Genomic DNA, 23657 nt, shown 5'->3' with positions numbered 1-23657 from the left:
TTCGCTCCGCTCACCATCACTGGTCCGACGGGCTGGGGCATCGCCTGCGATGCTCGGCTTCCAGCCAAGCCGCGACGGCCTCGTCGCCGGAGTCGGATCTACCACAAGCCCACGCGTCCCGATGCGGCCACGATGAGGTCGGAGAACCGTGTCGCCCTCGCCAACTCAGGCGAGGTGGAGGCGGCGGGGTATCGCCGGGCGAAGGACTGTGACTGATCATCAGTTTTTTTCGGCTCATCCGGTTGAAGCGCGCGCCCCATGGAATCGGACGTGCCGAAGCGAGCGTTGTCCGCACTCGATCCGGACGTGAGCGATGGGTGGCCGTGGTGGAAGCGCAGCGACACCATGGAGGGCTGGCCGGCGGGACGGTTCGATCGCGGGCCGATCTGATCCCATGGTATCGCCTTCGGCTCTACCACGGCCACCCGGCCGCCTGCGATCTCCCGATGTCTCATGCCGGGGCCATGGTCCCGATGACTCAAGGACCGGCCCTCGCCTCCGCGACGTCGCCGCACTTCCGCCGCAGCCACCGGGGGGGGCCGATCGGCCTCGGCCGAGCCCCTTCCACGTCCGGCGCGCTTTAGCCGGATGATCTTTTTTTCAGATCAAGTTTCGCGGGTTATCGCGATTTGGTATAACTCTCTGGATTTTCCTAGGGCTCGTGGCGATACTTGAACTAGCCCGGCATTCTTTCTGGTGGGCCGTCAGTGCATGTCATAAGCAGAAAGGCATTGCGGGTGTTCTGCGCATCCAGAACGGGAGACGCAGAAATCGCGAAGCGCGATTGCGACACCTGGTTCAAGATCGCCTCAAAGAGCCACTGGGAGAATTTCGCGGCTCTCAAGCAGACCTTCAGATCGGCCGACAAGGTCGATTATTGCGTTGTCTTCGATGTCGGCAACAATCGTTACCGACTCATCGCCATCGTGAACTTTGCCCAGCAGACGTTGTACATCAGGCGTGTGATGGACCACCCGGAATATGACAAGAATCTCTGGCCTGATCAATGCGGCTGCCGTACCCCGCTACCTTCCAAGATGACGTCGGCAAGGGGCACAGTGTCTCGCAAGCATGGTAAAAAAGAGCAGCCGAAGGGGGGATAGCCATGGGATTTAGGACCGGAGGTACCGCGCAGGATAAACACACCAAGGCGCGGCAGACAGGGGGAAATCTCACCGCGAGAGAGCGGCTTCTCGAAAAGAAGAGACTGCGCCTCGAAAAGAAGGCTGCCCGAACGGACGCCGCAATAACAAAGCAGCCACCACGGACTCCGGCACCGCCGCCGCCGAAGTCTCACATAGTCTTCACATTAAGGGTGCCTCCGGACCGAGCGGCCTACTTCACTCTCGTAAAGCGTTTTCCTCTTGAGCGGATCCGGAACGATCACCACTTGGACCGGGCCCTCTCAGTAATCGAGAGACTGCTGAAGCGGGAAACCAAGGATCAGGGGGTGAACCAGTATTTGAGTGCCTTGACTGATCTCATTGAGGCTTACGAGAGCAAGGCTTTCCCCATCTCGGATGCATCAGAGGGCGATGTCCTTCGAGAACTGATGAGGCTGCAAGACCTGAGCCAGACCAGGCTGGCCGAGCTAACCGGCATCAAACAACCCACTATCTCGGACGTCCTAGGCGGCAAGAGGGGGCTTACGAAGGATCAAGTGGTGACCCTCGCAAATTTCTTTCACGTCTCGCCGGATGTCTTCCTAAAGGGAACGTGATCGAACAGTGGCCGACGGTCGCGCTCTTTGTCGGGAATTTTCCGACAAACGCCTCCCACCACGCCAGTGAGCAGAAACCCCCGGCCGCTACACCCGGAACGGTCGGGGGAATACCCCTGACAACGAGCCAGGGCTGTTTCGGTGACCGATCGCCGTCTGTACCTAGTCGGCTCACTTCAGCGAGTCGAACAGCCGCTCGAGTCCGTCGTCCACGCCTTCGACGACGCCACTTGCTAGTTGTCGCCCTGGCCGGCGGAATCCCTCAGCCCGGCGGTCGCCATGAACCGAGTCCGCACGCCATGGGTTGCCCGATTCCAGGCCGTATAGAGGTCATCCAGGTCGATCGCGTCTCGATCCTCCGGGCTGGCGGAGCGGATGCGGCCCTGCGCGCGGAGTTCGGCCTCCTGGAGCTCGCGTTCACGGATTCGGCGTCGGCAGTAAGTCCCCATTGTGGTAGCCCTGGTGATTTGGGATGGCAACAAGGTCATTCATGCATTTCGAGGTCGTCCTGTGCACTCTTACCTGGTTCGGCCATCGGAAGGACCTTTGCGAGGACCACTCCACTCCGCGATGCGGGGCAATAGCGGCATCAGAGGAAATTCCGGGCGCCCAAGAAGATCATCAGCGATGGTCGGCCATGGCCCTCCATGGATGCGCCTCGCTTCCGGTTCTTGTCGCATGGACGATGGCCAGGACGGCGGCCTTGGTCGGCTCCGGGAGGTCCGGCCACGCCTCGACGACGAGGACCAGCTCGATGGGGATTTCGCTTCCGTAGGGCAAGGGAAGGGAGAAGCCCCCTTGATGTGACGAGTACACGTTGCGAGGCTTGGGCTTGCGTCGATCCCGTCACAGGACTTAGGATCCTGTACCGCAAGGTGTGCGGGTTCGACTCCCGCCTCTCGCATGGTGGTGAGATTGGTCCCAGCCCCGATGGTCCCACGCCCTTGATCCGCCTGGCCGACAGCATCCAGAGCATCCTCTTCCTGGACGAACTCGGCATCGAGGATCGGGACTCGGCGTTTCGGGCCATGGTCGAGGATCTGGCGAGGGGCGGTCACGTGCCGGCCGCGCTCGCCCCGGACCTGAGCCGCGCCCTGGTCGATCGGGCGGAGCTGGGGCCGACGGCCATCGGCGACGGGGTCGCCATCCCCCATGCCTGGCACCGGGGGCTCGATCGCACGGTCGCCGCCCTCGGCCTCTCGCAACAAGGGCTTGCGTACGAGAGCCTGGACGGCGGGCCCGTCCATTTCGTCCTGCTGATCCTCTCCCCGGCGGATCCCTCCGGGGACGCCGCGAAGAAGGACCTATTCGACGCGTGGCTCGGCCGCCTCCAGGATCCGGCGTTCCGAACGGTCCTGCTCTGCGTGGACTTCCCGGAGGGACTGAGGGAGTTCCTGGAAAGCGTCGAGGTTTGATGCCATGCGCGTGGTCGCCGGTGAAGCCAAGGGGAGGGAGCTGGCCATGGTGCCGGGGCGGACGACCCGGCCGATCGTGGACCGGGTCAAGACCTCGCTCTTCGACATCCTCCGGCCCCGGATCGAAGGGGTGGAGATGCTCGACATGTTCGCCGGCAGCGGAAGCGTCGGCATCGAGGCACTGAGCCAGGGGGCCCGGCATTGCACGTTCCTGGACCTGGAGCCGAAGGCCGTCGCCGTGATCCGCAAGAACCTCGCCGTGACGGGGCTCGCCGGCCGGGCGAGCGTGCACCAGGCCGATTCGTTCCGATTCCTCCGATCGACGTCGCTCTCGTTCGACCTGATTTATGTGGCCCCGCCCCAGTATCGAGAGATGTGGCGGGAGGCGATGGAGATCCTCCAGGCCCGGCCGGAGCTGCTCCGCCGCGGCGATCCGGGCTCGGACGAGGAGTTCGCCAACGGCCTCGTCATCGTCCAGATCCATCCCAAGGAGTACGGGCCGATCGACGCCGGCCCGCTCCGCGAGACCCGGCAGAAGAAGTACGGGAATACCCTGCTGGTCTTCTATGAGCCCTCCCCCGCCCCGGCCTGTCCGGATGAGAGCTCCCCGCTCGCCTGAAAACCGATTGGACGGCGACCCGGGTCGTCCTACAATGCGTTCAAAGGGCGGCGGTTGCGTTCGCCGGGTGAGAGTTACGGGAGAACGTCGGAGAGTTCTGATGCTACGAACCATCGCGGCCCATGCGGCCACGGTCGCCTTGACGCTGGTGCTGGTCTTCGTCTTCTTCGGCCCGCGGCTGGTGTTGCGTGGATCGGCGCAGCGGGGGGCGGGTGTGGACCAGTCCCGCGACGTACCCATCGCGCCGCTCGACGCCCCGTCCCGCGATCTGGACCCGACCATCAGGACCGAGCTCCAGACGCCCCCGGCCGTCCAGGCCCCGCCCGCGAAGCCCGAGGAGATCCTCAAGGACCTGGACGCGGACGAGCGCAACAACGTCTCGATCTACGCCAACGTCAACAAGAGCGTGGTCAACATCACGACCGAATCCGAGGGGATCGGCTTCTTCGGCGACGAGAGCTCGTCGGGTTCCGGGTCGGGGTTCGTGATCGACAAGCAGGGCCACGTGATGACGAACTTCCACGTCATCCAGGGCGCCGGGGCCGTCCGGGTGACGCTCTTCGACGGCTCGACGCACCCCGCCAAGGTGATCGGCCAGGACGCGTCCAACGACGTCGCCGTGCTGGCCGTGAACGTCGCCGCGGACAAGCTCTTCCCGGTGGTCTTCGGCGATTCCTCCCGGGTGATGGTGGGGCAGAAGATCCTGGCGCTCGGGAATCCGTTCGGACTCGAGCGGACGCTGACCACCGGGATCGTCAGCAGCCTGGACCGCTCGCTCAAGGCCAAGAACGGGCGGATGATCAAGGGGATCATCCAGACCGACGCGGCCATCAACCCGGGGAACTCGGGCGGCCCGCTCCTGAACGCCCACGGCCAGGTCATCGGCATGAACACGGCGATCGTCAGCCAGGTCGGCCAGTCGGCCGGCATCAGCTTTGCAGTGCCGATCAATGCGATCGCGAGGATCCTCAAGCCGCTCATCGAGAAGGGGCGGGTGATCCGGGGCGACCTGGGGATCGCCCGGGTCTACGCCACGGGCGAGGGACTCCTCGTCGTGCAGCTCGTCCCGGGGGGGCCGGCGGAGGAGGCCGGCATCCAGCCCGCCCAGGTGCGCCAGGAGCGGCTCGGGATGGGTTTCGTCCGCCGCTACCTGGATACCGACTCCGCCGACCTGATTGTCGCCATCGAGCATCGCCGGGTGAAGACCGTCGACGAGCTCCTCAACGAGGTGGAGAAGCACCCGCCCGGAGCGACCATCCGGGTCACGGTGGTCCGCGAGGAGAAGCCCGTTGACATTCAGGTCACGCTCGGCGAATCCTGATGGGGCCGGTCGCCGGAGGCCTTTCTCCCGGCCGTGGTTGAACGACCCGGGTCGCCCGAATATCTTGCATGAGTGACGATTGCGGACGTCGAGGGTGCTCCACCTCGGTCGAGACGATCCGCCGTCGTGCCGATCGAACTCCATTCGCACCTTCGAAGGAAAATCACATGCGGCTAGATGACGAGCGTGAGAGCGAGAACGTGGAGGACCGGCGGGCGATGTCGCCGGGCAGGATGGTCGTCGGCGGCGGGCTCGGGACCATCATCCTCGTGCTGCTCGCCAGCTTCATCACGGGTGCGGACCCGCGCGCCCTGCTTCAGAGGATGGGGCAGCAACAGCAGGCGCCGGCCCAGCAGGGCGAGTTCAAGGAGACCGAGGAGGAGAAGCAGCAGTCGTCGCTCGTCAGGAAGACTCTCGGCCTGACGGAAGACGTCTGGGCCGAGATCTTCGCCAAGGCGGGCAAGCGCTACCAGCCCACCCGGCTGGTCCTCTTCCGCAATCAGGTGACGACGGATGGCTGCGGGATGGCCAGCACGGCGGTCGGCCCGTTCTACTGCCCCGCGGATCAGAAGGTCTACATCGACCTGGCCTTCTACGAGGAGCTGGCGAACAAGTTCAAGGCCCCCGGGCAGTTCGCCCAGGCCTACGTGATCGCCCATGAGGTCGGCCACCACGTCCAGAACCTGCTGGGGATCAGCGAGAAGGTCTCCCGCATGCAACAGCAGGTCGGCGAGCTCGAGGGCAAGAAGCTCTCGGTCATGCTCGAGCTCCAGGCCGACTACCTGGCCGGGGTCTGGGCCCACCACGCCGAGGCGAAGCGGCACATCCTGGAGGAAGGAGACATCGAGTCCGGCCTCAACGCGGCCTCGCAGATCGGCGACGACAAGTTGCAGAAACGTGCCCAGGGCTACGTGGTGCCGGATTCCTTCACCCACGGCTCGGCGGCCCAACGCGTGAAGTGGTTCCGCAAGGGCCTGGTGTCGGGCGACATCAACGGCGGCGATACGTTCAGCGCCCCGGATCTCTGAGCCGACTCGACCCGACCCCGGCCGAACCCGCCGCGCCGGCCTCGTCGCGACAATCGTCAGGATCGCTTCCCCCTCCGCGACTGCCGGCGCCGGCTTAACCCTTCCCCGCTGAACCCGGATGACGTCCGGCCGACGGTTTCGGCCCTGCGGCGGCCGGCGGACGCCGATAATTCGAGCAGATTGGGTTGCCGGTCGAGGACCTCGGCCGGGGGCCCTCGCGCTTGATCCCGGCGTGACCGGTGGCGATTCGGGGACCTTTCGCCTCGCCTCGCCCCGCCCGTTCGTCCTGCCCGGGAAAGGAAGTCCAAGCGCACTTCCCCGCGACCAGGAAGGATCCTCGCATGTCGGATTCTCGCACGGACGGCCGACGGACTCCATCGCGCGCGTTCCGCCCGGCCATCGACAGCCGGCTGGAAGACCGCATGCTGCTCACCGCCAAGATGAGCCTGCATCAGTATCTCGGCACCTCGGCGGCGTTGCTCAAGAACCCGTCCGCCCGGCTGGCGCGGAACGTGAACATGCCCCAGTGGGTCAAGAACGCGCCCAAGTTCAACCGGGAATTCCGGACGATCCACGCCGCCGCCACCCAGACCATCCGGGGTGGCAAGGCGATCAACGTCGTGTCGGTGGACGGCACGAAGTACCGGATCCAGCTCGGGTACATCTCGAATACCGTCGCCACGACCGCGGGCGACGGCGCGGGGGGGACCTACACCCAGACGTCGACGACCCCGGCGTCGGTGATCCAGCCGTCGACCTACCCCATGCCGATCGGCGTGGTCCGGGCCTACGCGATGCCCGGGGGCAAGGTCGGAATCATCGTGGACGGCTCGACGGCGAACACCCAGTTGACGATCAATCCCCTGCCCTCGGCGATCCGCAAGGGATACGCCCACAGCTACGCCTACGGGCAGGCCAACCAGGGGCACCTGCTCAACGTCGGCCAGATCACCGTCAACAGCGGCCAGATCGGCTCGATCGAGGGCTTCCACTCCGCGGACCTGTCGGGCCCGATCGTCGTGAGCGGGACGTCGACCGTCGATCGGATCGCGTTCAACTCGATCCAGCCGGGGGCGTCCATCAGCACGGGGGGGAGCGTGAACACCCTGGACGTGCTCCAGGGGATCAACCTCAACACCGGGAGCAGCATCGAGATCGGCCGCGACCTGAATCTCCTCAACGCCGGCGGCGACATCAATCTGTCCAACGGCTCCAAGATCACGATCGGCCGCGACCTCGGGGCCATCCTCCAGCCCCCCAAGGGGACCGGGTCGGGCAGCAACGTGCTGTCGCTCAATCAGGCCGTGGTCGGGACGACGTCCAACCTCTCCGAGCCATCGGTCGGGGCCTACCTCCAGGGGGCGCTCAACGTCAACGCGGGGAGCGCCTTCGTGATCGGCCGCCAGATCGACCAGCCGATCTACATCATCGGCGACGTGACGGGTGCCAGCCGGGTGGTGATCCCGGGCATCAGCCCGAATTTCCCGGCGAACACGAACCCGATCATGAACGTCGGCACCATCACGGCCTGACGTCGGGACGACCGTCGGCCGCTCAGTCCCTGGGACGCGGGCCCGCGTCGGCCCCCTGGGCCCCGGCGCGGTTGATCACGGAGACCCAGAGGTCGCCGGTCACCAGGACCTGGCAGGCGAGGCGGGTATTGGGGGCGAGGTCCGCCTCCTTGGACAGGCGGACCTTCTCCGCCGGCCCGGGGGCGTCGGGGGTGCCCCCGAGGATCTCCACCCGGCAGGTGGTGCACCGGGCGTTGCCACCGCACTTGTGCATGATGTCAATGCCCGCGTCCTCGATGGCGAGGACCAGTTTCTTGCCCGATTCCACCTCGAACGACTTCTCACCCTCGACAGTCACGGTCGGCATGGTCGCAATCCCCTCGGATGAATGACCGGCGGCCCGATGAATCCGGTCCGACGCAAGGCGTGTGATACCCCAGCAAGGTTAGGCGCAACCTCGCCTCCTGACAAGCCGTTGCCTCGTCGAGACAGCCGCACGCGGGCCGCCCGAAACGACGCCCGGAAGTCGCCCCGGCAGGGGGTTGCATTGACCTCCGGGCTGTGACATAGTTCACGGGCTCTCGACGACAGCGCCCAAGGTCCGGTCGCGTCCCCGATGCCCAGAACGACAGGCCGGATGGGTCGGGCCTGTCGCTCCCACATCGTCCCCGCTCCATGCGGGCAACGGGCCGACGAGCGAGCACCCGAGATCACGCCATTGAACCGCCGTGGGGAAGAGACGTCATGAACTGGCAGGTTGGTCTCTACGCAGCCGCCGTGCTGATCCCACTGGCCGCGTTCCTCGTCGAGATCCTCTTCATCCGGCAGCTCAAGCGGCTCAATGCCTACATCGCGACCGGGGCGATCGCGGCGTGCTTCGTCCTCAGCCTGATCGGCTTCGTCGAGTATTTCCTGGTCGAGGCGCACGGCGTCTTCGCCGAGCACCACGCCGTGGCGTCCGCGGAGCCCGGCCATGCCGGAGAATCGGGGGCGGCCCCCGAGCACGACGGTGCGGCCGAGCCCGCCGCGCACGAGGCGAGCGCCGGCCCGCATGCCTGGTCGGCGAGCTATGACTGGGTCGCCTTCGACTGGCCGGGGGGGCCGCCGGCCGGGTCGCGCGGCCAGGCGCTGACCTTCCCGCTGGGGATCCGGATCGACAACCTGTCGGCGATCATGTTCCTCATGGTGACGTTCATCGCCACGCTGATCCACGTCTATTCCATGGGCTACATGCACGACGATGCCCGCTATCCCCGGTTCTTCGCCTACCTTTCCCTGTTCTGCTTCTCGATGCTGGGCCTGGTGGCCTCGTCCAACGTCTTCATGATCTTCGTGTTCTGGGAGCTGGTGGGGGTCTGCTCGTACCTGCTGATCGGCTTCTGGTACGAGGAGAAGGCGAACGGCGACGCCGCCAACAAGGCGTTCATCGCCAACCGGATCGGCGACGTGGGGATGCTGATCGGCCTGGGGATCCTCTGGACCCAACTGGGCACGTTCAACTTCCACGAGCTCAACACCGGGCTCCGGGCACCCGACGGCTCCTTCCACCAGGGGCTCGACGATAGCCTCGTCCTCTATCATCCCCCCGCCGAGGAAAGCAAGGCCGTCCCGCCGATCGCGATCCCGACCTGGTTGCTGACCCTGGCGGGGCTCGGCGTGTTCGCCGGGTGCTGCGGCAAGAGCGCCCAGTTCCCGCTCCACGTCTGGCTGCCGGACGCGATGGCGGGGCCGACGCCGGTCTCCGCGCTGATCCACGCCGCGACGATGGTCGCGGCCGGCGTCTACCTGGTCGGGCGATTCTTCCCGCTCTTCACCCCGGCGGCCCTGCTGGTGATCGCGTACACCGGCGGGATCACGCTCCTGATCGCGGCGACCATCGCCGTGGTCCAGACCGATTACAAGAAGGTGCTCGCCTATTCGACCGTCAGCCAGCTCGGGTTCATGATGCTGGCGCTCGGCGTCGGCGGCCGCGCCGCGGGGCTCTTCCACCTGATCACTCACGCCTTCTTCAAGGCCCTGCTCTTCCTGGGCGCCGGCAGCGTCTATCACAGCGTGCACACCTACGACATGCCGGCGCTGGGCGGCCTTTACCGGAAGATGCCGATCACCGCGCTGACGATGCTGGTCGGCACGCTGGCGATTTGCGGCGTCCCGTTCTTCAGCGGGTTCTACTCGAAGGACGCGATCCTGGCGGCGGCCATCGCCCGGGTCGCCCAGAGTCCGGAGCACTTCCTGCTCTTCATGCTCCCGGCGCTCGGGGCGACGATCACGGCCTTCTACATGTTCCGGATGTGGCTGCTGACGTTCGCGGGCGAGCCGCGGGGCTTCTCCGGCCAGGCTGAAGTCCAGGCCGTCCACCAGCACCTGGACGAGGAGCACGAGCTGGCCGAGGAGGAGGAGGCGCACGGCCACGGCGCCCATCATCACGACCAGAATCCGGCCGCCCACGCGCACGAGAGCGAGCCGATCATGACCCGGCCGCTGATCGCGCTGGCGGTCTGCAGCGTCTTCGCCGGCTGGACGATCTGGCTGGGCCTCCCCTTCGGGACGCCGGTCCTGGAGCAGATGCTGGCCTACGGCCAGCCCGCCAACGTGATCAACGCCCACTGGGCGCACAACCTCGCGCTGCTGGCGTCGCTGGTCATCGCCTCGGTGGGGATCGGGCTCGGCTTCCTCTACTACGCCCCGCCGGGCCTGCCGTACTTCGTCCCCCAGCGGCTGAGCGCGGCGGCGGCGGCCCGGAGGTTCCACGGGCTCTACACGCTCTTCAAGAACAAGTGGTATTTCGACGACCTTTACCGGGCCGTGCTGGTGCAGCCGTGCCTGGCCTTCGCCCGGCTCTGCGGCCGGTTCGACAAGGTCCTGATCGACGGCGTGGTCAACGGCCTCGCCTCGCTGACCGCGCAGGTCAGCCGATTCGACGGCCTCTTCGACGCCCTCGGGGTGGACCGGCTGGTCAACCTCGTCGGCGAGATCGTCTACGCGGTGGGCGACCGCAGCCGCGGGCTCCAGACGGGGAAGCTCCGGAATTACCTGATGTTCCTGGCCGCGGCGCTCGTCGCCCTGTTCGCCACCGTCTTCGCCTGGGTATCCGCCTGATCTGATCCAGAGACCCGGAGAGGCCCCGATCGACCTCCCCCCGACCATGAAACCGGTGACCTCGCCATGAGCGACAACCTGCTGCTGACCTCCCTCTGGCTCGTCCCCCTGATCGGCATGGTCGCGGTCCTCGTCGTGCCGCGAGGCCGGGAGGACGCGATCAAGTACGTCGCGCTCGGCGTCACGGCCGTCACCTTCGTGCTCACCATCCTGGTCCTGGGCGTCTACCTGGCCGACGGCACGGCCCAGCGGCCGCTGGCCGAGCGGGTGGTGCACAACATCCTCACGCCGGGCGGCGGCAACCTGCTGTCGGTCCCCGACGAGAGCCAGGGGCTCGGCGACCTGGTCGTCCGCCGGGCCTGGATCCCCTACTTCAACATCCAGTATTACCTCGGCCTCGACGGGATTAGCCTCAGCCTCGTCGTCCTGACGGGCCTGATCAGCCTGCTGGCCTGCCTGGCGTCGTGGAACATCACCAAGCAGGTGAAGGGGTATTACGCGCTCTACCTGCTGCTCGTGGCCAGCATGATGGGGGTCTTCCTGTCGCTCGACCTCTTCCTCTTCTACGTCTTCTTCGAGGTCATGCTCTTGCCGATGTATTTCCTGATCGCCATCTGGGGGGGCGACAACCGGGAATACGCCGCGATCAAGTTCCTGCTCTACACGCTGTTCGGCTCGGTCTTCATCCTGGTCAGCGTCCTGATCCTCTATTTCTGGCAGACCGACATCACGGCGATCAGCACGGTCAACGTCACGGGGAATCCGGTCGAGTTCCACGGGCATTCGTTCGACATCGTGGAGCTGACCACCATCGCGTCCGCCACGAGCTACTACGGGCGGGGGATTCAGGCCTGGATCTTCATCCTGTTCCTGGTCGGGTTCATGGTGAAGCTGCCGTCGTTCCCCTTCCACACGTGGTTGCCGGACGCCCACGTCCAGGCCCCCACGCCGATCAGCATGATCCTGGCCGGGATCCTGCTCAAGATCGGCGGCTACGGCATGATCCGGCTGGCCTGGCCGCTGGCGCCGGCGGGGGCCTACGACTGGTCCTACTTCGTCGCGGCGCTGGGGGTCTTCAGCATCCTCTACGGCGCCCTCGTGGCCATGGCCCAGACCGACTTCAAGAAGCTGGTGGCGTACAGCTCGGTCAGCCACATGGGCTACGTCACGCTGGGCCTGGCGGTGATGAACATCCAGAACGACCCGCAGTATTACGCGTACGGGGTCATCGGCGCCATGTTCATGATGCTCGCCCACGGCATCACGTCGGCCGGCATGTTCTTCCTGGTCGGCGTCATCTATGACCGGGCGCACACCCGCGACCTGGACAAGCTCGGCGGCCTGAACAACATCATGCCGCTCTACGGGGCGATCTCCTACGTCATCTTCTTCGGCTCCATGGGGTTGCCGGGCCTCTGCGGGTTCGTCGCCGAGGTCTTCGTGGTCCTCTCCTCGTTCAACTACAGCATCCCCCTGGCGGTGCTGGCCGCGGCGGCCGTGATCCTGACGGCCGGCTACATCCTCTGGACCGTCCAGCGCGTCTTCCTGGGCCGGAGCGAGACCTGGAAGGGGCTCCCCGACATGAACCTGCGGGAGCTCACGATCGCCGTCCCGCTCGTGGTGCTCACGGTGGCGATGGGGGTCTTCCCGAACGCTCTGGTCCTGAGCTGGGTCAACCCGTCGGTCAACCAGATGGTCAACTCCGTGGTCCACGCCCGGGAGCTGAACGCCCAGGTGCCCCGGGCGGCCGTGGTTGCGCCGGCGACCCCGGCGATCGCCTCCCGCGGTCGCTGAGCCCCCGGAGCCGATCGTGACGAGGCCCTCCCGGTCGCCATCCCCTCGTTTTTTCGCGCCGGTTTTGCCCTCCAAATCCGATGCGTCAGGCTGGACATCAGCGCGTCGCCGACATAGAATTCCGGTTGGATGGATGCGTATCATGCAAGCTGGATAGGGGTCTTCGGCTCTGGCCGCGGCTCAAGGGGCACACCCATGACATTGGCACGCGGACTCGCGACGGCGCTGATCGTTGCCGGCTCATCCTGGCCCACGCCGGCCCTGGCACAGCACCGGGGCGCCGGGGCGGCCATGCCGAATCCGGCCCTCCAGTCGGGCATGTACAACAACGCCCCGGGGCTTCGGTTCAACGGCGCGGTGAATCAGGGCGGGATGTTCAACGGCAACCCCGGCCTCTATTTCAACAATCCGCTCAACCAGGTCGGGATGTACAACAACAGCTCCGTCCTCTTTTACAACAATCCGCTCAATCAGGTCGGCATGTATGACCACAGCCCCGGCCTCTATTTCAACAATCCGCTCAACCAGGCGGCCATGTACGATCGCGTGCCGACCCTGCGGTACAATCGCCCGCTGAATCAGGTGGGGATGTACGATCGGAGCCCCGTGCTGCGGAATAACAACCCGGTTAGACAGTCGAATATGTACAATCAAAACGCCTCGGCCGTGAATCACGGCGCGACCGGTGCGAGGGGCAAGGTCGCCGGCAACGGCAGCTCCTATTACAGCGGCGCGAACGCGGCCGGGGGTTTCGGGGCAGGCGGCTCGCAGGCGACGGGCGGGCGTCGCTCCGCCACGCCGACACTCCGCGGCGAGAACCGGCAGCCGGGCGGCCACGCGATGTCGAATCGCACGGGCGCGGCGAAATCCTCGTCGGAAGCTTCCGGAACCGCGCAGCCCTGAACCAGGGCCATCGGGAGTGAAGGGCCGAGGAGCACAGAGGAAAAACCACCGCCCCTGCCGTCATCGCCCCTCGTCCCTCGCTTCTCTCCCCCCGTCCTCCTCGCCCCTCGTCCCTCGTCCCTCGCCCCTTTCCCGATACCCCGTCCGGGTCGGCGGTCTTGGCTTTCCGCCGTCGCCTCGTCATACTATGTCCCTTCCGACGGGCCTCTCTCTCCTCGGAAACTCATTCGGCCACATCTGTCCGTGGCCCGATGCCGGCGACTCGATGCCGGGGACCACCGTTCATTCGAACCGCTCCGCAGGGGAAATACCCATGGTGGGTCAGACTCATATCGTGGACAAGCTTCGTGAACTGGCCCGCAATCTCTGGTGGGTCTGGCAGCCGAATGTCATCGCGCTGTTCCGCGAGCTCGACCCCATCTTGTGGCGTGAGGTGGATCACAATCCCGTCGAGTTCCTCAAGCGTCTGCCCCAGGACCAGCTCGAGAAGCGGTCCGCCGAGATGGCCCTCGATTCGCGGATCGATTATGCGTTCCGTCGCCAGTCGGAGTATCTCAAGGACACGAGCTCGTGGGGGGCGGTCCACGCCTCGATCTTGCGGGCCCGGCCGGTGGCGTATTTCTCGATGGAGTTCGGCCTGCACGAGAGCCTGCCGATCTACTCGGGGGGCCTCGGGGTCCTGGCCGGCGACCACCTCAAGAGCGCCAGCGACCTCGGCATCCCCCTGATCGCGATCGGCATCCTCTACGCCCAGGGCTACTTCCGGCAGTCGCTGGACAAGGATGGCTGGCAGCAGGAGTCGTACCTCAACAGCGACCTGGACATGCTGCCGATCGAGGCGGTGACGGGGCCGGACGGGCAGCCCCTGAAGATCTCGATCGACACGGCGAGCGGCACGCTCCACGCCCGGATCTGGCGGGTGGAGGTGGGCCGGACGACGCTCCTGCTCCTCGATTCGAACCTGCCCGAGAACAGCGAGACCGACCGGGCCCTGACGGCCAGGCTCTACGGCGGCGACGCCCGGGTCCGGATCCGCCAGGAGCTGCTGCTGGGCGTCGGCGGCGTCCGGGCGCTCAAGGCCCTGGGGATCACGCCCTCCGCATTGCACCTGAATGAGGGCCACAGCGCCTTCGCGACCCTGGAGATGATCCGCTCGGTCATGGAGTTCACGGGGCTCCCGTTCGGCGAGGTCATGCACGACGTGATCGGCATGACGGTCTTCACGACCCACACGCCGGTGGCGGCCGGCCACGACCGGTTCCCGTCCGAGCTCGTCGAGGAGAACCTCTGCAAGGTCCGCGAGGGGATGCACCTCTCCTACGACGATTTCATGGGCCTGGGGCGGGTCAACACCCACGACCACCACGAGCCCTTCTGCATGACGGTCCTGGCGCTCAAGCTCTCGCGCTACGCCAACGGCGTGAGCTCGCTGCACGGCGTGGTCTCCCGGCGGATGTGGCAGCCCCTCTTCGGCAACGTGCCGGAGGAGAACGTGCCGATCGGCCACATCACCAACGGCGTCCACGTGGAGACCTGGCTGGCCCCCCAGATGGCCCTGCTGCTGGACCGGCACATGGGGGTGAACTGGTCCGTCAGGCAGCGGCACCCGGAGACCTGGGAGGGGATCGACACGGTCGACGACGCGGAGCTCTGGGAGACGCAGCAGGTCCTCAAGGCGAGGCTGATCAACTTCGTCCGGAATCGGATGGCGGCCCAGGCCCAGCGCCGCGGCGAGCCCGAATCGGCCCGCAATCAGGCGATGGGGGTGCTCGACCCGAACGCCCTGACCATTGGCTTCGCCCGCCGGTTCGCGACCTACAAGCGGGCCGGCCTGGTGCTCCAGGACGTGGAGCGGCTGGCGGAGCTGCTCGACGCCGCCGGCAAGCCGGTCCAGTTCGTCTTCGCCGGCAAGGCCCATCCCGAGGACCGCTACGGCAAGGAGCTGATCCAGGGGATCGCGCGGATCACCCGCAAGCCGGAGTTCTTCGGCAAGATCGTCTTCGTCGAGGACTACGACATGAACGTCGCGCGGTCGCTCGTCCAGGGGGTCGACGTCTGGATGAACAACCCGCGGCGGCCCCAGGAGGCCAGCGGCACCTCGGGCCAGAAGGCGGTGCTCAACGGCACCCTCAACTTCTCGGTCCTGGACGGCTGGTGGGCGGAGGCTTACGACGGCACCAACGGCTTCGCGATCGGCTCCGGCTGGACGCACGCCGAGCCGGCGGTGCAGGACAAGCGCGACTACGAGTCGTTGATCGAGACCCTGGCGAACCAGGTCGTGCCGCTCTACTATGATCGCGATGCGAGCGGCCTGCCGCGCGGCTGGATCCAGCGCCAGAAGAACGGCTTCCGCACGATGGCCTGGCGGTTCAACGCCGATCGCATGGTGATGGACTACGCACAACGAAGCTATCTCCCGGCGGCCGGCGGGCAGTCGTGCTCCATGCCGCGCTGGTGAGCTGAGCCGAGGCCACCCGACGAGACGCGACCATGAGCCAGGCTATGATCGGGGAGAAGCTCGGTTCCTTCCGCCTCGAGGAGGTGCTCGGTTCCGGGGCGATGGGGGTGGTCTTCCGGGCCGTCCACGAGAGCAGTGGGCGGCCGGCGGCCGTCAAGATCGTCCACGACGAGCTCGGCCAGAAGGGGAAGGTCTTCGACCGGTTCGAGCGCGAGGCGGAGATCCTCCAGCAGTTCCGGCACCCGAACATCGTCCGCTGGTTCGCCTGGGGCCGCTACAAGGGGACCTCGTACTTCGCGATGGAGTACGTGGACGGGATCACGGTGGAGAAGCTCCTCCAGGACCGCGGCGCCCTCCCCTGGCGCGAGGTCGTCGACCTCGGGATCCAGCTCTGCTCGGCCCTCCATTACGCGCACGAGAAGAACGTCGTCCACCGGGACCTGAAGCCGTCCAACCTGATGATGACCCGGGACGGGGTCCTCAAGCTGACCGACTTCGGGATCGCCAAGGACCTGGACCGGACCACCCAGTTGACGGCCCCGGGCCGCACGCTGGGGACCGCGGCCTACATGGCCCCGGAGCAGATCCGCGGCACCCCGGCCGTCAGCCACAAGACGGACCTCTACTCGCTGGGGGTCCTGCTCTACCAGATGCTGACCGGGACGACGCCGTTCGACGGCGCGTCGGCCGTGATCCTGATGCACAACCACCTGAATCAGCCCCCGCCGCGTGCCTCGGACAAGGTCGAGAAGATCCCCAGGGAGCTGGACGAGCTGATCATCCGGCTGATGGCCAAGACGCCCTCTGACCGCCCCTGGGACGCCGCGGCCGTCGAGCACACGCTCACGGGGCTGAAAGACCTGGCCGACGGCGGCAAGCCGATCCCCATGGTCTGGGCCGAGCCGGGCTCCCCCGAGGCCGTCCATCCCGCCCGCGTCGCCCCCTCGAAGCCCTCGTCCGGGGGCCGCAAGAAGGGCCGCAAGGCGACGGCGGGGTCGTACTTCGCGGGACGCGCGGTCGGCGACCAGGAGGAGGCCCCCGGGCTGCTCAGCCGGGCGAGGCTGGAGACCATCGGGATGGTCGCCGCCCTCGCCGTCATCGGCGGCGGGATGGCCTACGTCCTCTGGCCCCCGAGCGCGGAGACGCTCTATCGCCGCGCCGAGGAGCTGATGAAATCGACCAGGCGTTCCGACTGGGTGACGGCCCAGGAGGAGTATCTCGATCCCCTGGACGCCAAGCATCCGGGCCATCCCTACGGCGAGAAGCTCCGCGAGTGGCGCGACAAGATCCTCCTCGAGGACGCCGTGAACCGCGCCCGGAACCTGGACAGCCCGGTCCAGACGTCGTTCTCCGTCCCCCATTCCGATGCCGAGCGCCAGTACGTCTCATTCCAGGCCCTGGCCTCCAAGGCCGTCGCCGCCGGCAACGACCCGCAGGCCGCGGCCTACTGGAAGGAGATGGGCCGCCTGATGAAGCCCGACGACAAGGACGAGCGCCAGTGGTATCTGCTGGCGATGCATCGGGCCGCGGAGATCGAGGCCCGGATGCAGGAGCGCCGGAACTTCGTCCTGGACCAGCTATCGCGGGCGGAGCACGCCTTCCAGAGCGGGAATCCGGCCGAGGCGGACGCCCTGCGGGCCATGGTCCGGGAGAAGTACGGGCAGTACGCCGACCTCGCCGACCTCCTCCCGCCGCAGGCGCCGCCGGAGGGAATCCCCCATGGCACGGGGGCCGACGAGACTTCGCGAAAGGCGGCGCCGGCCCCGGCCCCGGCCCCGGCGCCGGCCTCGCCGAACTGAGACGTCCTGTCGAGCCCGGGACCGGTCGGCAACTGCGCCCATGCCTCGCATCGAGGCTGCACCCGGATCCCTGCAATTTCGGGCCGCGGCGAGAAATGTCAAACGTTCGTTGCACGAGCTTCGTAGTCAACGTGTGGGCGCCGACCCGGCGCCCTCGCGTTCGTCGCAAGTAACCTATCGAAGTCGGGGCGGGTCCGCTCGGATCGCCTCGCATCGTCCCGTTGCGGCCGATTCCGGCCTTGAGGTCAGAGATGCCTCCGTCTCGCGTTCGATTCATTGGAAGCCGTGAACTTCATCGCGCCCTGCCCAAAGTGCTCGAGAACCTGGAAGATCCCTCGGCCCGCTGTGTCCTGACGATTCATAACAAGCCGAAGGCGGTCCTGATCGGTGCGGAGGCCTTCCTGTCGATCCTCCGGGGCGCAAGCCCAGAGGACCGATTGCTCGCACTCCAGCTCGGTGCCCTCGTGCAGGGGCTGGAGCAGGCCTCGTCGACGGGGGATGAGCAGGAAGACGAGGCCCTGGTCGCGGTCTGACGATCTCGAGACGAGCCCGGGACTCGCCGCGTCGGTCCGCCGGTGCGTCCCGTGCCGCCCGGGAGGGGCCGTAGTAGTGGGGGCCGGCCGGCTTTTCAGGCTTCGGACGACTCGGTCTCCGACGTCGAGCCGGCGGGCGCCCCCTTGTAGAGGCGACGGCCGATGCTCTGCTGGAACGGGGTCCACGCCGAGTCGCGGCTGGGATCGTCGCGGATCTCGCGGCTGAAGGCGTGGATCTTGGCGTCCAGGTTGTCGAGGTAGTGGAGCGCGATCGCCTCGACCGTCATCGGGAGCTTGGGGCTGCCGAACTCGTAAGAGCCGTGGTGGCTGACGATCATGTGCTTGAGGCGGAGCGCCAGGTCGGCCGGGAATGGCTCGCCGGTGAGGGCCTTGGTGGACCGGATCCGATCGGTGAGGATCTCCACCCCCATGACCAGGTGCCCCACGAGCTGGCCCTCGTCCGTATAGGCGAAGGCCCGGTCATACGAGAGCTCCTCGATCTTGCCGACGTCGTGGAGGAAGATCCCCGTCAGCAGCAGGTCGCGATCGACCTCGGGGTAGAGGTCCAGGATCCGGTCCGCGACGTTCAGGATCGTGACGACGTGCTCGAGCAGCCCGCCCTGGTAGGCGTGGTGGTTCTTGATCCCCGCCGGCGCCGAGGTGAACTTCCGCACGAACTCGTCGTCGATCAGGAAGCACTCGACCAGGGCCTTGAGATGCGGGTTGTGCATCGCAAGCAGGACCTCGCGGAGCCGGGCCATGAGCCGCGCGACGTTCTGCGAGCTCTGGGGGAGGAAGTCCTCCGGCTCGATCCGGTTGCGGTCGAGCACGTCGACGTGCGTCAGGATGATCTGGAGCGAGCCCTGGAAGATCTGGGTCTTGCCGCGGACCCGGAGGAAGTCACCCGGCTCGAAGGTCCGGGCGAGCTCCTCGGTCGCGTTCCAGAGGCGGGCCCCCACGCTGCCGGTCTTGTCCCGAAGCTCGAGCTGGAGGTAGAGGTTGCCTTGCCGATTGGCCCGGAGCTGCTTGTCGGCGACGAGGTAGGACTCATCCACCGAGTCCCCGTGGGTGAGCTGATTGACGAAGCGGCGACTCATGCGGCGGATCGATTCGGTCACGAGGAATCGGGAGAGGTGCCGGGCCCGAGGGCCCGCCGAGAGGTCGATTGTAGGGAGCTCCCGTCGACAAGGTCAACCAACCACTCCCCGCGCGCGGCGGAGGGGACGACGGGTCGTCCCCTCGCGGCCGACGGCATCTCCGCGCGTCCGGGTCAGAGCGTCGCGGTGTTGACCAGGCCGATCGGCTGGCCGTCGGCGGGGTTCGGGAAGTCCGTGGTCGAGGCGGTGCCGGACACGCCGGCCGCGGGCAGGCCCGAGGTGTTCGGCCCGACCAGCCGGATCTGCTCGAGCCGATTCGTCGGCGCCGAGATCTGACTCAGCTTGTTGTAGGGGTCGATGACCACGCCGAGATAATAGGTGCCCGGGCTGGTCGGCAGGGTGACCGCGGAGCCGGTGTAGATGATCGTGTTGGCCCCCGGATTCACGTTCTCGGTGGCGGAGACCAGCGAGCCGAAGAGGCGGCGATGCTTGGCGCCCGCGATGGACGTCGTGCTCGCCGACGCGGGGGCGATGCTCGTCGGGATCGTGTAGAGCCCGACGATCGAGCTGCCGAGGTTGAAGTCCGGCGTGGTGGAGGCCACCAGCGCCACCTGCACGGAGCCGGCGGCCGCGGCGGCGGTCCCGAGGTTGGCGATCTGGAAGGTCGGCGCCACCGTGTCGCCCGGGTTGAGCGTGGTGGGGAGGCTCAGCGCGCTGGTCCGCAGCATGGGGGCCGAGCGGTAGATGAACCGCACGGGGATGGCCGGGCTGACGTTGTTCCCGACGTTCGATTCCACCACGCTGTTGCCGTCGTTGGCGACCAGGCGAACGTAGAGGACGCCCCGGGTGGGGAAGCCCACCGGGTGCTGCGGCAGGGTGATCGACACGCCCTGCTCGGTCACGCTGTTCTGCGGGACGGAATCGAACGTCACCGTCCCGATCTTGATCGCCCCCGCGAGGCTCCTGCGCGAGGAGCTGAGGTAGATCCCGACGGTGGTGCCGTCGGCATTGGCGGAGCTCGGGACGTACGAGGGGGGGACGATGTTCCCGTCCGGCCCGTACGTGACCTGGCTCGAGGGGGCCAGCGACTGCGGCTCGTTGATGGTGCTGGCGCCGGTATTCTGGAGCAGGACGCTCACGTTATACGTCCCGCCCCAGGTGGCGACCGATCCGGCCTGGCCGCGGACCTGGAGGTCGGGGAGCGAGTAGCCCAGGGACGAATACGACAGCAATCGCCGCTCCTCGAGCACTTCGAGCGGATTGGTGCCGGTCCGGCTTCGGGATCGTCGTTCGTCACGGGCGCTGAGGGATTCCCAAGGCAACACCGAACACCTCCCTGCGGTATAAGGTCCCTCGGCTTCTTCGCCCGTCGGGGGAAGCCGTCCGGATCTTTCGCCATCGAGCTGGGGGGAACGTCGCGAGATATCAACGAGTCACTCGTCGGCCCACACCTCCGCCGGTCGTCGTACGACTCCTGCGCGGGAGAGGCGAACCCTGCGTCTAGGTTTCGTCCGCGGGCGGGGCGGGGATTGGGACGAAATCACCATTCCGGAGCGATCGGGTTCGCGATGTAAACGACGTGGCGGCCGGAGCAAACAACCGGGATGGACGGCCTGTGCCAGTCGCACCGGCCAGGCCCGCCGGGCGGTAGCATGACGAGGGCCACCGCCCTATACTGCAAGACCGTGGTGATCCGTCGGCAAGACTGAGGAGCGCATCATGGCACCAGCGAGCGGCGGTCGTGGAACATCGCGGCGAGAGTTCGTCACGGGGGCCCTCGCCGCGGGGGCTGCGGCGGCGTTCCCCGCCATCGTCCCTGCAAGTTCCCTGGGCCGCGGCGCCGTGGCGCCCGGGGACCGGATCACGCTCGGGGTCATCGGCATCGGCCCGCGATGCACGTATGATCTCAAGAGCATGCTCGCGATGCGGGACCTGCGGTGCGTGGCCATCGCCGACGTCCAGGCGAGCCGTCGCGAGGCGGGCAAGGCCCTCGTGGACGGCCACTACGGCAACCGCGACCTGAAGCTCTACCGCGACTTCCGCGAGCTGCTGGCGCGGCCGGACATCGACGCCGTCCTGGTCGCCACCGGAGACCGATGGCATGCCCCCGCCTCGATCCTCGCCGCCGAGGCCGGCAAGGACGTCTACAGCGAGAAGCCCTGCGGGCTGACCATCGCCAATTGCCAGGCGCTCGACGACACCATGACCCACTATGCGCGGGTCTTCCAGGCCGGCACCCAGCGGCGCAGCGTCCCCAACTTCCAGGCCGCGGTGAGGCTCGCCCACGAGGGGAAGCTCGGCAAGCTGCACACGCTCTATGCCTCGGTCTACATCCCCTCGGAGCGATTCGACTGGCTCCCCGAGCAGCCCCTGCCGCCGCGCGAGGCCGTGGACTGGGACCTCTGGCTCGGCCCCGCGCCGTGGCGTCCCTACAATGCGGAGTATGTCCACGGCGGCTGGCGCGGCCACCACGACTTCGACTCCGGCGCCCGGCTGCTGGACTGGGGCGCGCACACGCTCGACCTCTGCCAGTGGGCCAACCAGGCCGACGACACCATGCCGCTCGAGTACGTGCCCACGCCCCGGAGCGTGGAGGCTCGCTACGCCAACGGCGTCAAGCTGATCCTCGACTTCCTGGCGACCCCCTTCGGCGCCCGGCCCGGATGGATCCAGCACCTGGGGACCTGCCCCGTCCGGTTCGTCGGCGATCAGGGCTGGGTGGAGACCGGCGACAGCGGCGAGATCGAGGTCTCGTCCCCCTCGATCCGGGAGGAGCTCAAGGGGTACGATCCCCGCCAGGCGGGATCGGGCCTCGACGTCGGCGCGCACGCCAGGAACTTCGTCGACTGCATCCGCTCGCGCGGTCAGACCGCCGCCAACTCCCGCGTGATGAGGCGGTCGCACATCGCCTGCCACGCGGCGGCGCTCGCCTGGATCCTGGGGCGGAAGCTGACGATCGACCCCGCGAAAGAGGAGTTCATCAACGACGACGAGGCCAACCGGATGCGGTCGCGGGCCGCTCGCGAGCCCTGGGTCTGACGACCCGGGGCGGGGGGCGGGCGACGGCCGCGGTCGTCCCGTCCCTACCGTCCGTAGAGCCCCACCCCCGGGCCGAGCGCCGGAGCGTAGACGCCGATCGAGGGCCGGGGGGCGATCTGGTCCGCGGTGAGCGTCGTCCCGGAAACGACCGGGAACGTCCGGTAGGAGTATCCGGACGCGGGCTCCCCGAAAACATAGCCGGGGGCGGTGAAGCCGGGCCGCCAGAGGCCCACGCCATACCGCCCGGGGAGATACCCGTAAGGGGGAAGGTTGGAGCTGTAGGCCGAGCCCGGGAAGGCGGAGAAGCTCGTGTAGGTGCGGGGGACGCCGTAGCTCGCGTAGCCGTAGCTGGTGCCGTACAGGCCGGGCGCGGCGAAGTAGTCGCTGACCCGGTAGGAAGGGCTGTAGGTCGACTGGGCCGAGGCCGCTCGGGGCAGCGCGGTCAGGCCCAGGCCGAGGATGACGAACGCAAGCAGCCGTCTCATGATCGGCGACTCCGGGGGGTGGGACGCGGGGTGTTCGGGGTCGGCGCACGGCGGAGGCCGTGGCGCTGCGGCATCGGAATTCTACCGCGCACCGGCCGGACCCTCCGAATTTCCCGGGGGCCGCGCCTCGACCCTGCGAGGGGGCGGCCGGTCACCACGCCATCGGGAAGCCTCGGAAGTAGCCGCCGAAGAACCGTGACCCGTAGGGGCTCACGTCATACCCCTGGCCGAACGTGTCGAATCGACTCCCCGGACCGTAATCGATCGCCGGGAACCCCCCCCGCGCGGGGAGCTGTCCCATCGGCAGCGGCGTGCCATAGGGTGCCGGTGGCTGCGAGCCGGCGCGGGCATACCTCCTGGTCGCCCTCACCGGACGAGTCCGGGCCCCGATCCGCCTCACCGCCCTGGTGGACTCCTCCGCGGACGCGACCGGCTGGACCTCGGAAGGGATGACCTCGTAGATCCCGCCGAAGGCGGGGAACGTCTCGACCGTCCCCGCACCCACCGCCCCGTCCGCCGGGAAGACCGGCGGGATGATCCGCATCTGGCCGCCCGCCGGCGGATAATCGAGGACCTGCCCGTGCCCCGTCGCCGCGATGCCGAGCCAGCAACCGACGCCCAGGACCATGCTCGCGAAGTGACGCATCGGCTCTACCCCCTGATTTGAAGTCACGGTTGCGCCGCGGATTCGACCGACGAAGGCCCTTCATCCCTATCCGTAGTATACCGCCGCAGATCACCGGAAAAAGCAACGGAAGTCGCGGCACCGTCCCAAATGTGGAAGCCACAGATTGATAGTCCCGCGTGAGGTTTTGGACAGGTGACCACCCGCGTGA

At 67.3% G+C, this 23657-nt stretch carries 20 protein-coding genes and 1 tRNA gene; 15 read left to right on the top strand and 6 right to left on the bottom strand.

Going from position 1 to position 23657, the window contains the following annotated elements:
* Nucleotides 1-737 precede the first annotated feature (737 nt).
* Nucleotides 738-1103, top strand: a complete 366-nt coding sequence (locus G6O54_RS30395; protein WP_165232276.1) for a type II toxin-antitoxin system HigB family toxin — start codon at nt 738-740, stop codon at nt 1101-1103.
* Nucleotides 1104-1105: 2 nt separating this feature from the next.
* The gene (locus tag G6O54_RS30390) at nt 1106-1720 is read left to right on the top strand and encodes a helix-turn-helix domain-containing protein (RefSeq protein ID WP_165232273.1); all 615 of its coding nucleotides are present in this window, start codon (nt 1106-1108) and stop codon (nt 1718-1720) included.
* 233 nt (nt 1721-1953) lie between these two features.
* On the opposite strand, the gene G6O54_RS30385 is transcribed toward G6O54_RS30390, so the two are convergent.
* The gene (locus G6O54_RS30385) at nt 1954-2169 is read right to left on the bottom strand and encodes a hypothetical protein (RefSeq protein ID WP_165232269.1); all 216 of its coding nucleotides are present in this window, start codon (nt 2167-2169) and stop codon (nt 1954-1956) included.
* 369 nt (nt 2170-2538) lie between these two features.
* Between G6O54_RS30385 and G6O54_RS30380 the strand changes: the two genes are divergently transcribed.
* The 6 genes from G6O54_RS30380 to G6O54_RS30355 all read left to right on the top strand — a co-directional run bounded on the left by G6O54_RS30380 (nt 2539) and on the right by G6O54_RS30355 (nt 7635).
* Nucleotides 2539-2625, top strand: a tRNA-Leu gene (locus G6O54_RS30380).
* A 39-nt stretch (nt 2626-2664) separates the two neighbouring features.
* A complete protein-coding gene (locus G6O54_RS30375) occupies nt 2665-3135 on the top strand; it encodes a PTS sugar transporter subunit IIA (protein WP_165232266.1) in 471 nt (156 codons plus the stop codon).
* A gap of 4 nt (nt 3136-3139) precedes the next feature.
* The gene (gene rsmD, locus G6O54_RS30370) at nt 3140-3754 is read left to right on the top strand and encodes a 16S rRNA (guanine(966)-N(2))-methyltransferase RsmD (protein ID WP_165232263.1); all 615 of its coding nucleotides are present in this window, start codon (nt 3140-3142) and stop codon (nt 3752-3754) included.
* Nucleotides 3755-3854: 100 nt separating this feature from the next.
* Entirely contained in the window at nt 3855-5075 is a 1221-nt protein-coding gene (locus tag G6O54_RS38445; protein WP_261357719.1) for a S1C family serine protease, read from the top strand.
* A gap of 167 nt (nt 5076-5242) precedes the next feature.
* Complete coding sequence (gene ypfJ / locus G6O54_RS30360; RefSeq protein ID WP_165232257.1) at nt 5243-6103, top strand: KPN_02809 family neutral zinc metallopeptidase; 861 nt, start codon at nt 5243-5245, stop codon at nt 6101-6103.
* A gap of 341 nt (nt 6104-6444) precedes the next feature.
* Nucleotides 6445-7635 (top strand): hypothetical protein, encoded by a 1191-nt coding sequence (locus G6O54_RS30355; RefSeq protein ID WP_165232254.1) that lies wholly within the window; start codon nt 6445-6447, stop codon nt 7633-7635.
* 22 nt (nt 7636-7657) lie between these two features.
* Here the strand turns inward: G6O54_RS30355 and G6O54_RS30350 are convergent, their stop codons facing one another.
* Complete coding sequence (locus tag G6O54_RS30350; RefSeq protein ID WP_165232251.1) at nt 7658-7981, bottom strand: 2Fe-2S iron-sulfur cluster-binding protein; 324 nt, start codon at nt 7979-7981, stop codon at nt 7658-7660.
* Nucleotides 7982-8358: 377 nt separating this feature from the next.
* On the opposite strand from G6O54_RS30350, the gene nuoL reads away from it, so the two are divergent.
* The 6 genes from nuoL to G6O54_RS30320 all read left to right on the top strand — a co-directional run bounded on the left by nuoL (nt 8359) and on the right by G6O54_RS30320 (nt 18200).
* Nucleotides 8359-10713, top strand: coding sequence for an NADH-quinone oxidoreductase subunit L (gene nuoL, locus G6O54_RS30345; protein ID WP_165232248.1), 2355 nt, complete (start codon nt 8359-8361; stop codon nt 10711-10713).
* Between the two features lie 66 nt (nt 10714-10779).
* On the top strand, nt 10780-12507 hold the full coding sequence (locus tag G6O54_RS30340) for a complex I subunit 4 family protein (protein WP_165232245.1): 1728 nt from the start codon (nt 10780-10782) through the stop codon (nt 12505-12507).
* Nucleotides 12508-12702: 195 nt separating this feature from the next.
* Nucleotides 12703-13410 (top strand): hypothetical protein, encoded by a 708-nt coding sequence (locus G6O54_RS30335; protein WP_165232242.1) that lies wholly within the window; start codon nt 12703-12705, stop codon nt 13408-13410.
* A gap of 313 nt (nt 13411-13723) precedes the next feature.
* Nucleotides 13724-15868, top strand: coding sequence for an alpha-glucan family phosphorylase (gene glgP / locus G6O54_RS30330; RefSeq protein ID WP_165232240.1), 2145 nt, complete (start codon nt 13724-13726; stop codon nt 15866-15868).
* Between the two features lie 32 nt (nt 15869-15900).
* Nucleotides 15901-17667 carry a serine/threonine protein kinase gene (locus G6O54_RS30325; RefSeq protein ID WP_165232237.1) on the top strand — a complete coding sequence of 589 codons (1767 nt, stop codon included), beginning with the start codon at nt 15901-15903 and terminating at the stop codon, nt 17665-17667.
* Between the two features lie 251 nt (nt 17668-17918).
* Complete coding sequence (locus G6O54_RS30320) at nt 17919-18200, top strand: type II toxin-antitoxin system Phd/YefM family antitoxin (RefSeq protein WP_165232234.1); 282 nt, start codon at nt 17919-17921, stop codon at nt 18198-18200.
* A gap of 95 nt (nt 18201-18295) precedes the next feature.
* On the opposite strand, the gene G6O54_RS30315 is transcribed toward G6O54_RS30320, so the two are convergent.
* Both G6O54_RS30315 and G6O54_RS30310 read right to left on the bottom strand, forming a co-directional pair.
* Nucleotides 18296-19297, bottom strand: coding sequence for a 3'-5' exoribonuclease YhaM family protein (locus tag G6O54_RS30315; protein WP_165232231.1), 1002 nt, complete (start codon nt 19295-19297; stop codon nt 18296-18298).
* A gap of 173 nt (nt 19298-19470) precedes the next feature.
* Entirely contained in the window at nt 19471-20622 is a 1152-nt protein-coding gene (locus tag G6O54_RS30310) for a hypothetical protein (RefSeq protein WP_165232228.1), read from the bottom strand.
* A gap of 394 nt (nt 20623-21016) precedes the next feature.
* Here G6O54_RS30310 and G6O54_RS30305 point away from each other — a divergent pair, with 394 nt between their 5' ends.
* On the top strand, nt 21017-22336 hold the full coding sequence (locus G6O54_RS30305) for a Gfo/Idh/MocA family protein (protein ID WP_165232225.1): 1320 nt from the start codon (nt 21017-21019) through the stop codon (nt 22334-22336).
* A 44-nt stretch (nt 22337-22380) separates the two neighbouring features.
* On the opposite strand, the gene G6O54_RS30300 is transcribed toward G6O54_RS30305, so the two are convergent.
* Both G6O54_RS30300 and G6O54_RS30295 read right to left on the bottom strand, forming a co-directional pair.
* Nucleotides 22381-22821 (bottom strand): hypothetical protein, encoded by a 441-nt coding sequence (locus G6O54_RS30300; RefSeq protein ID WP_165232222.1) that lies wholly within the window; start codon nt 22819-22821, stop codon nt 22381-22383.
* A gap of 151 nt (nt 22822-22972) precedes the next feature.
* Nucleotides 22973-23467, bottom strand: a complete 495-nt coding sequence (locus G6O54_RS30295; RefSeq protein WP_165232219.1) for a hypothetical protein — start codon at nt 23465-23467, stop codon at nt 22973-22975.
* Nucleotides 23468-23657 lie beyond the last annotated feature (190 nt).

This window comes from Aquisphaera insulae, assembly GCF_011064615.1.
Lineage (GTDB): Bacteria > Planctomycetota > Planctomycetia > Isosphaerales > Isosphaeraceae > Aquisphaera > Aquisphaera insulae.
This window is presented reverse-complemented; position numbering and strand designations above follow the sequence as displayed.

Excerpts from the sequence above, each read along its gene's own strand:
- G6O54_RS30390 (WP_165232273.1), top strand. The coding sequence starts at position 1,106 with ATGGGATTTAGGACCGGAGGTACCGCGCAGGATAAACACACCAAGGCG.
- G6O54_RS30320 (WP_165232234.1), top strand. The coding sequence starts at position 17,919 with ATGCCTCCGTCTCGCGTTCGATTCATTGGAAGCCGTGAACTTCATCGC.
- G6O54_RS30315 (WP_165232231.1), bottom strand. The coding sequence starts at position 19,297 with ATGAGTCGCCGCTTCGTCAATCAGCTCACCCACGGGGACTCGGTGGAT.
- glgP (WP_165232240.1), top strand. The coding sequence starts at position 13,724 with ATGGTGGGTCAGACTCATATCGTGGACAAGCTTCGTGAACTGGCCCGC.
- G6O54_RS30335 (WP_165232242.1), top strand. The coding sequence starts at position 12,703 with ATGACATTGGCACGCGGACTCGCGACGGCGCTGATCGTTGCCGGCTCA.
- nuoL (WP_165232248.1), top strand. The coding sequence starts at position 8,359 with ATGAACTGGCAGGTTGGTCTCTACGCAGCCGCCGTGCTGATCCCACTG.
- ypfJ (WP_165232257.1), top strand. The coding sequence starts at position 5,243 with ATGCGGCTAGATGACGAGCGTGAGAGCGAGAACGTGGAGGACCGGCGG.
- G6O54_RS30305 (WP_165232225.1), top strand. The coding sequence starts at position 21,017 with ATGGCACCAGCGAGCGGCGGTCGTGGAACATCGCGGCGAGAGTTCGTC.
- G6O54_RS30325 (WP_165232237.1), top strand. The coding sequence starts at position 15,901 with ATGAGCCAGGCTATGATCGGGGAGAAGCTCGGTTCCTTCCGCCTCGAG.
- G6O54_RS30385 (WP_165232269.1), bottom strand. The coding sequence starts at position 2,169 with ATGGGGACTTACTGCCGACGCCGAATCCGTGAACGCGAGCTCCAGGAG.
- G6O54_RS30350 (WP_165232251.1), bottom strand. The coding sequence starts at position 7,981 with ATGCCGACCGTGACTGTCGAGGGTGAGAAGTCGTTCGAGGTGGAATCG.
- G6O54_RS38445 (WP_261357719.1), top strand. The coding sequence starts at position 3,855 with ATGCTACGAACCATCGCGGCCCATGCGGCCACGGTCGCCTTGACGCTG.
- rsmD (WP_165232263.1), top strand. The coding sequence starts at position 3,140 with ATGCGCGTGGTCGCCGGTGAAGCCAAGGGGAGGGAGCTGGCCATGGTG.
- G6O54_RS30340 (WP_165232245.1), top strand. The coding sequence starts at position 10,780 with ATGAGCGACAACCTGCTGCTGACCTCCCTCTGGCTCGTCCCCCTGATC.
- G6O54_RS30300 (WP_165232222.1), bottom strand. The coding sequence starts at position 22,821 with ATGAGACGGCTGCTTGCGTTCGTCATCCTCGGCCTGGGCCTGACCGCG.
- G6O54_RS30295 (WP_165232219.1), bottom strand. The coding sequence starts at position 23,467 with ATGCGTCACTTCGCGAGCATGGTCCTGGGCGTCGGTTGCTGGCTCGGC.
- G6O54_RS30355 (WP_165232254.1), top strand. The coding sequence starts at position 6,445 with ATGTCGGATTCTCGCACGGACGGCCGACGGACTCCATCGCGCGCGTTC.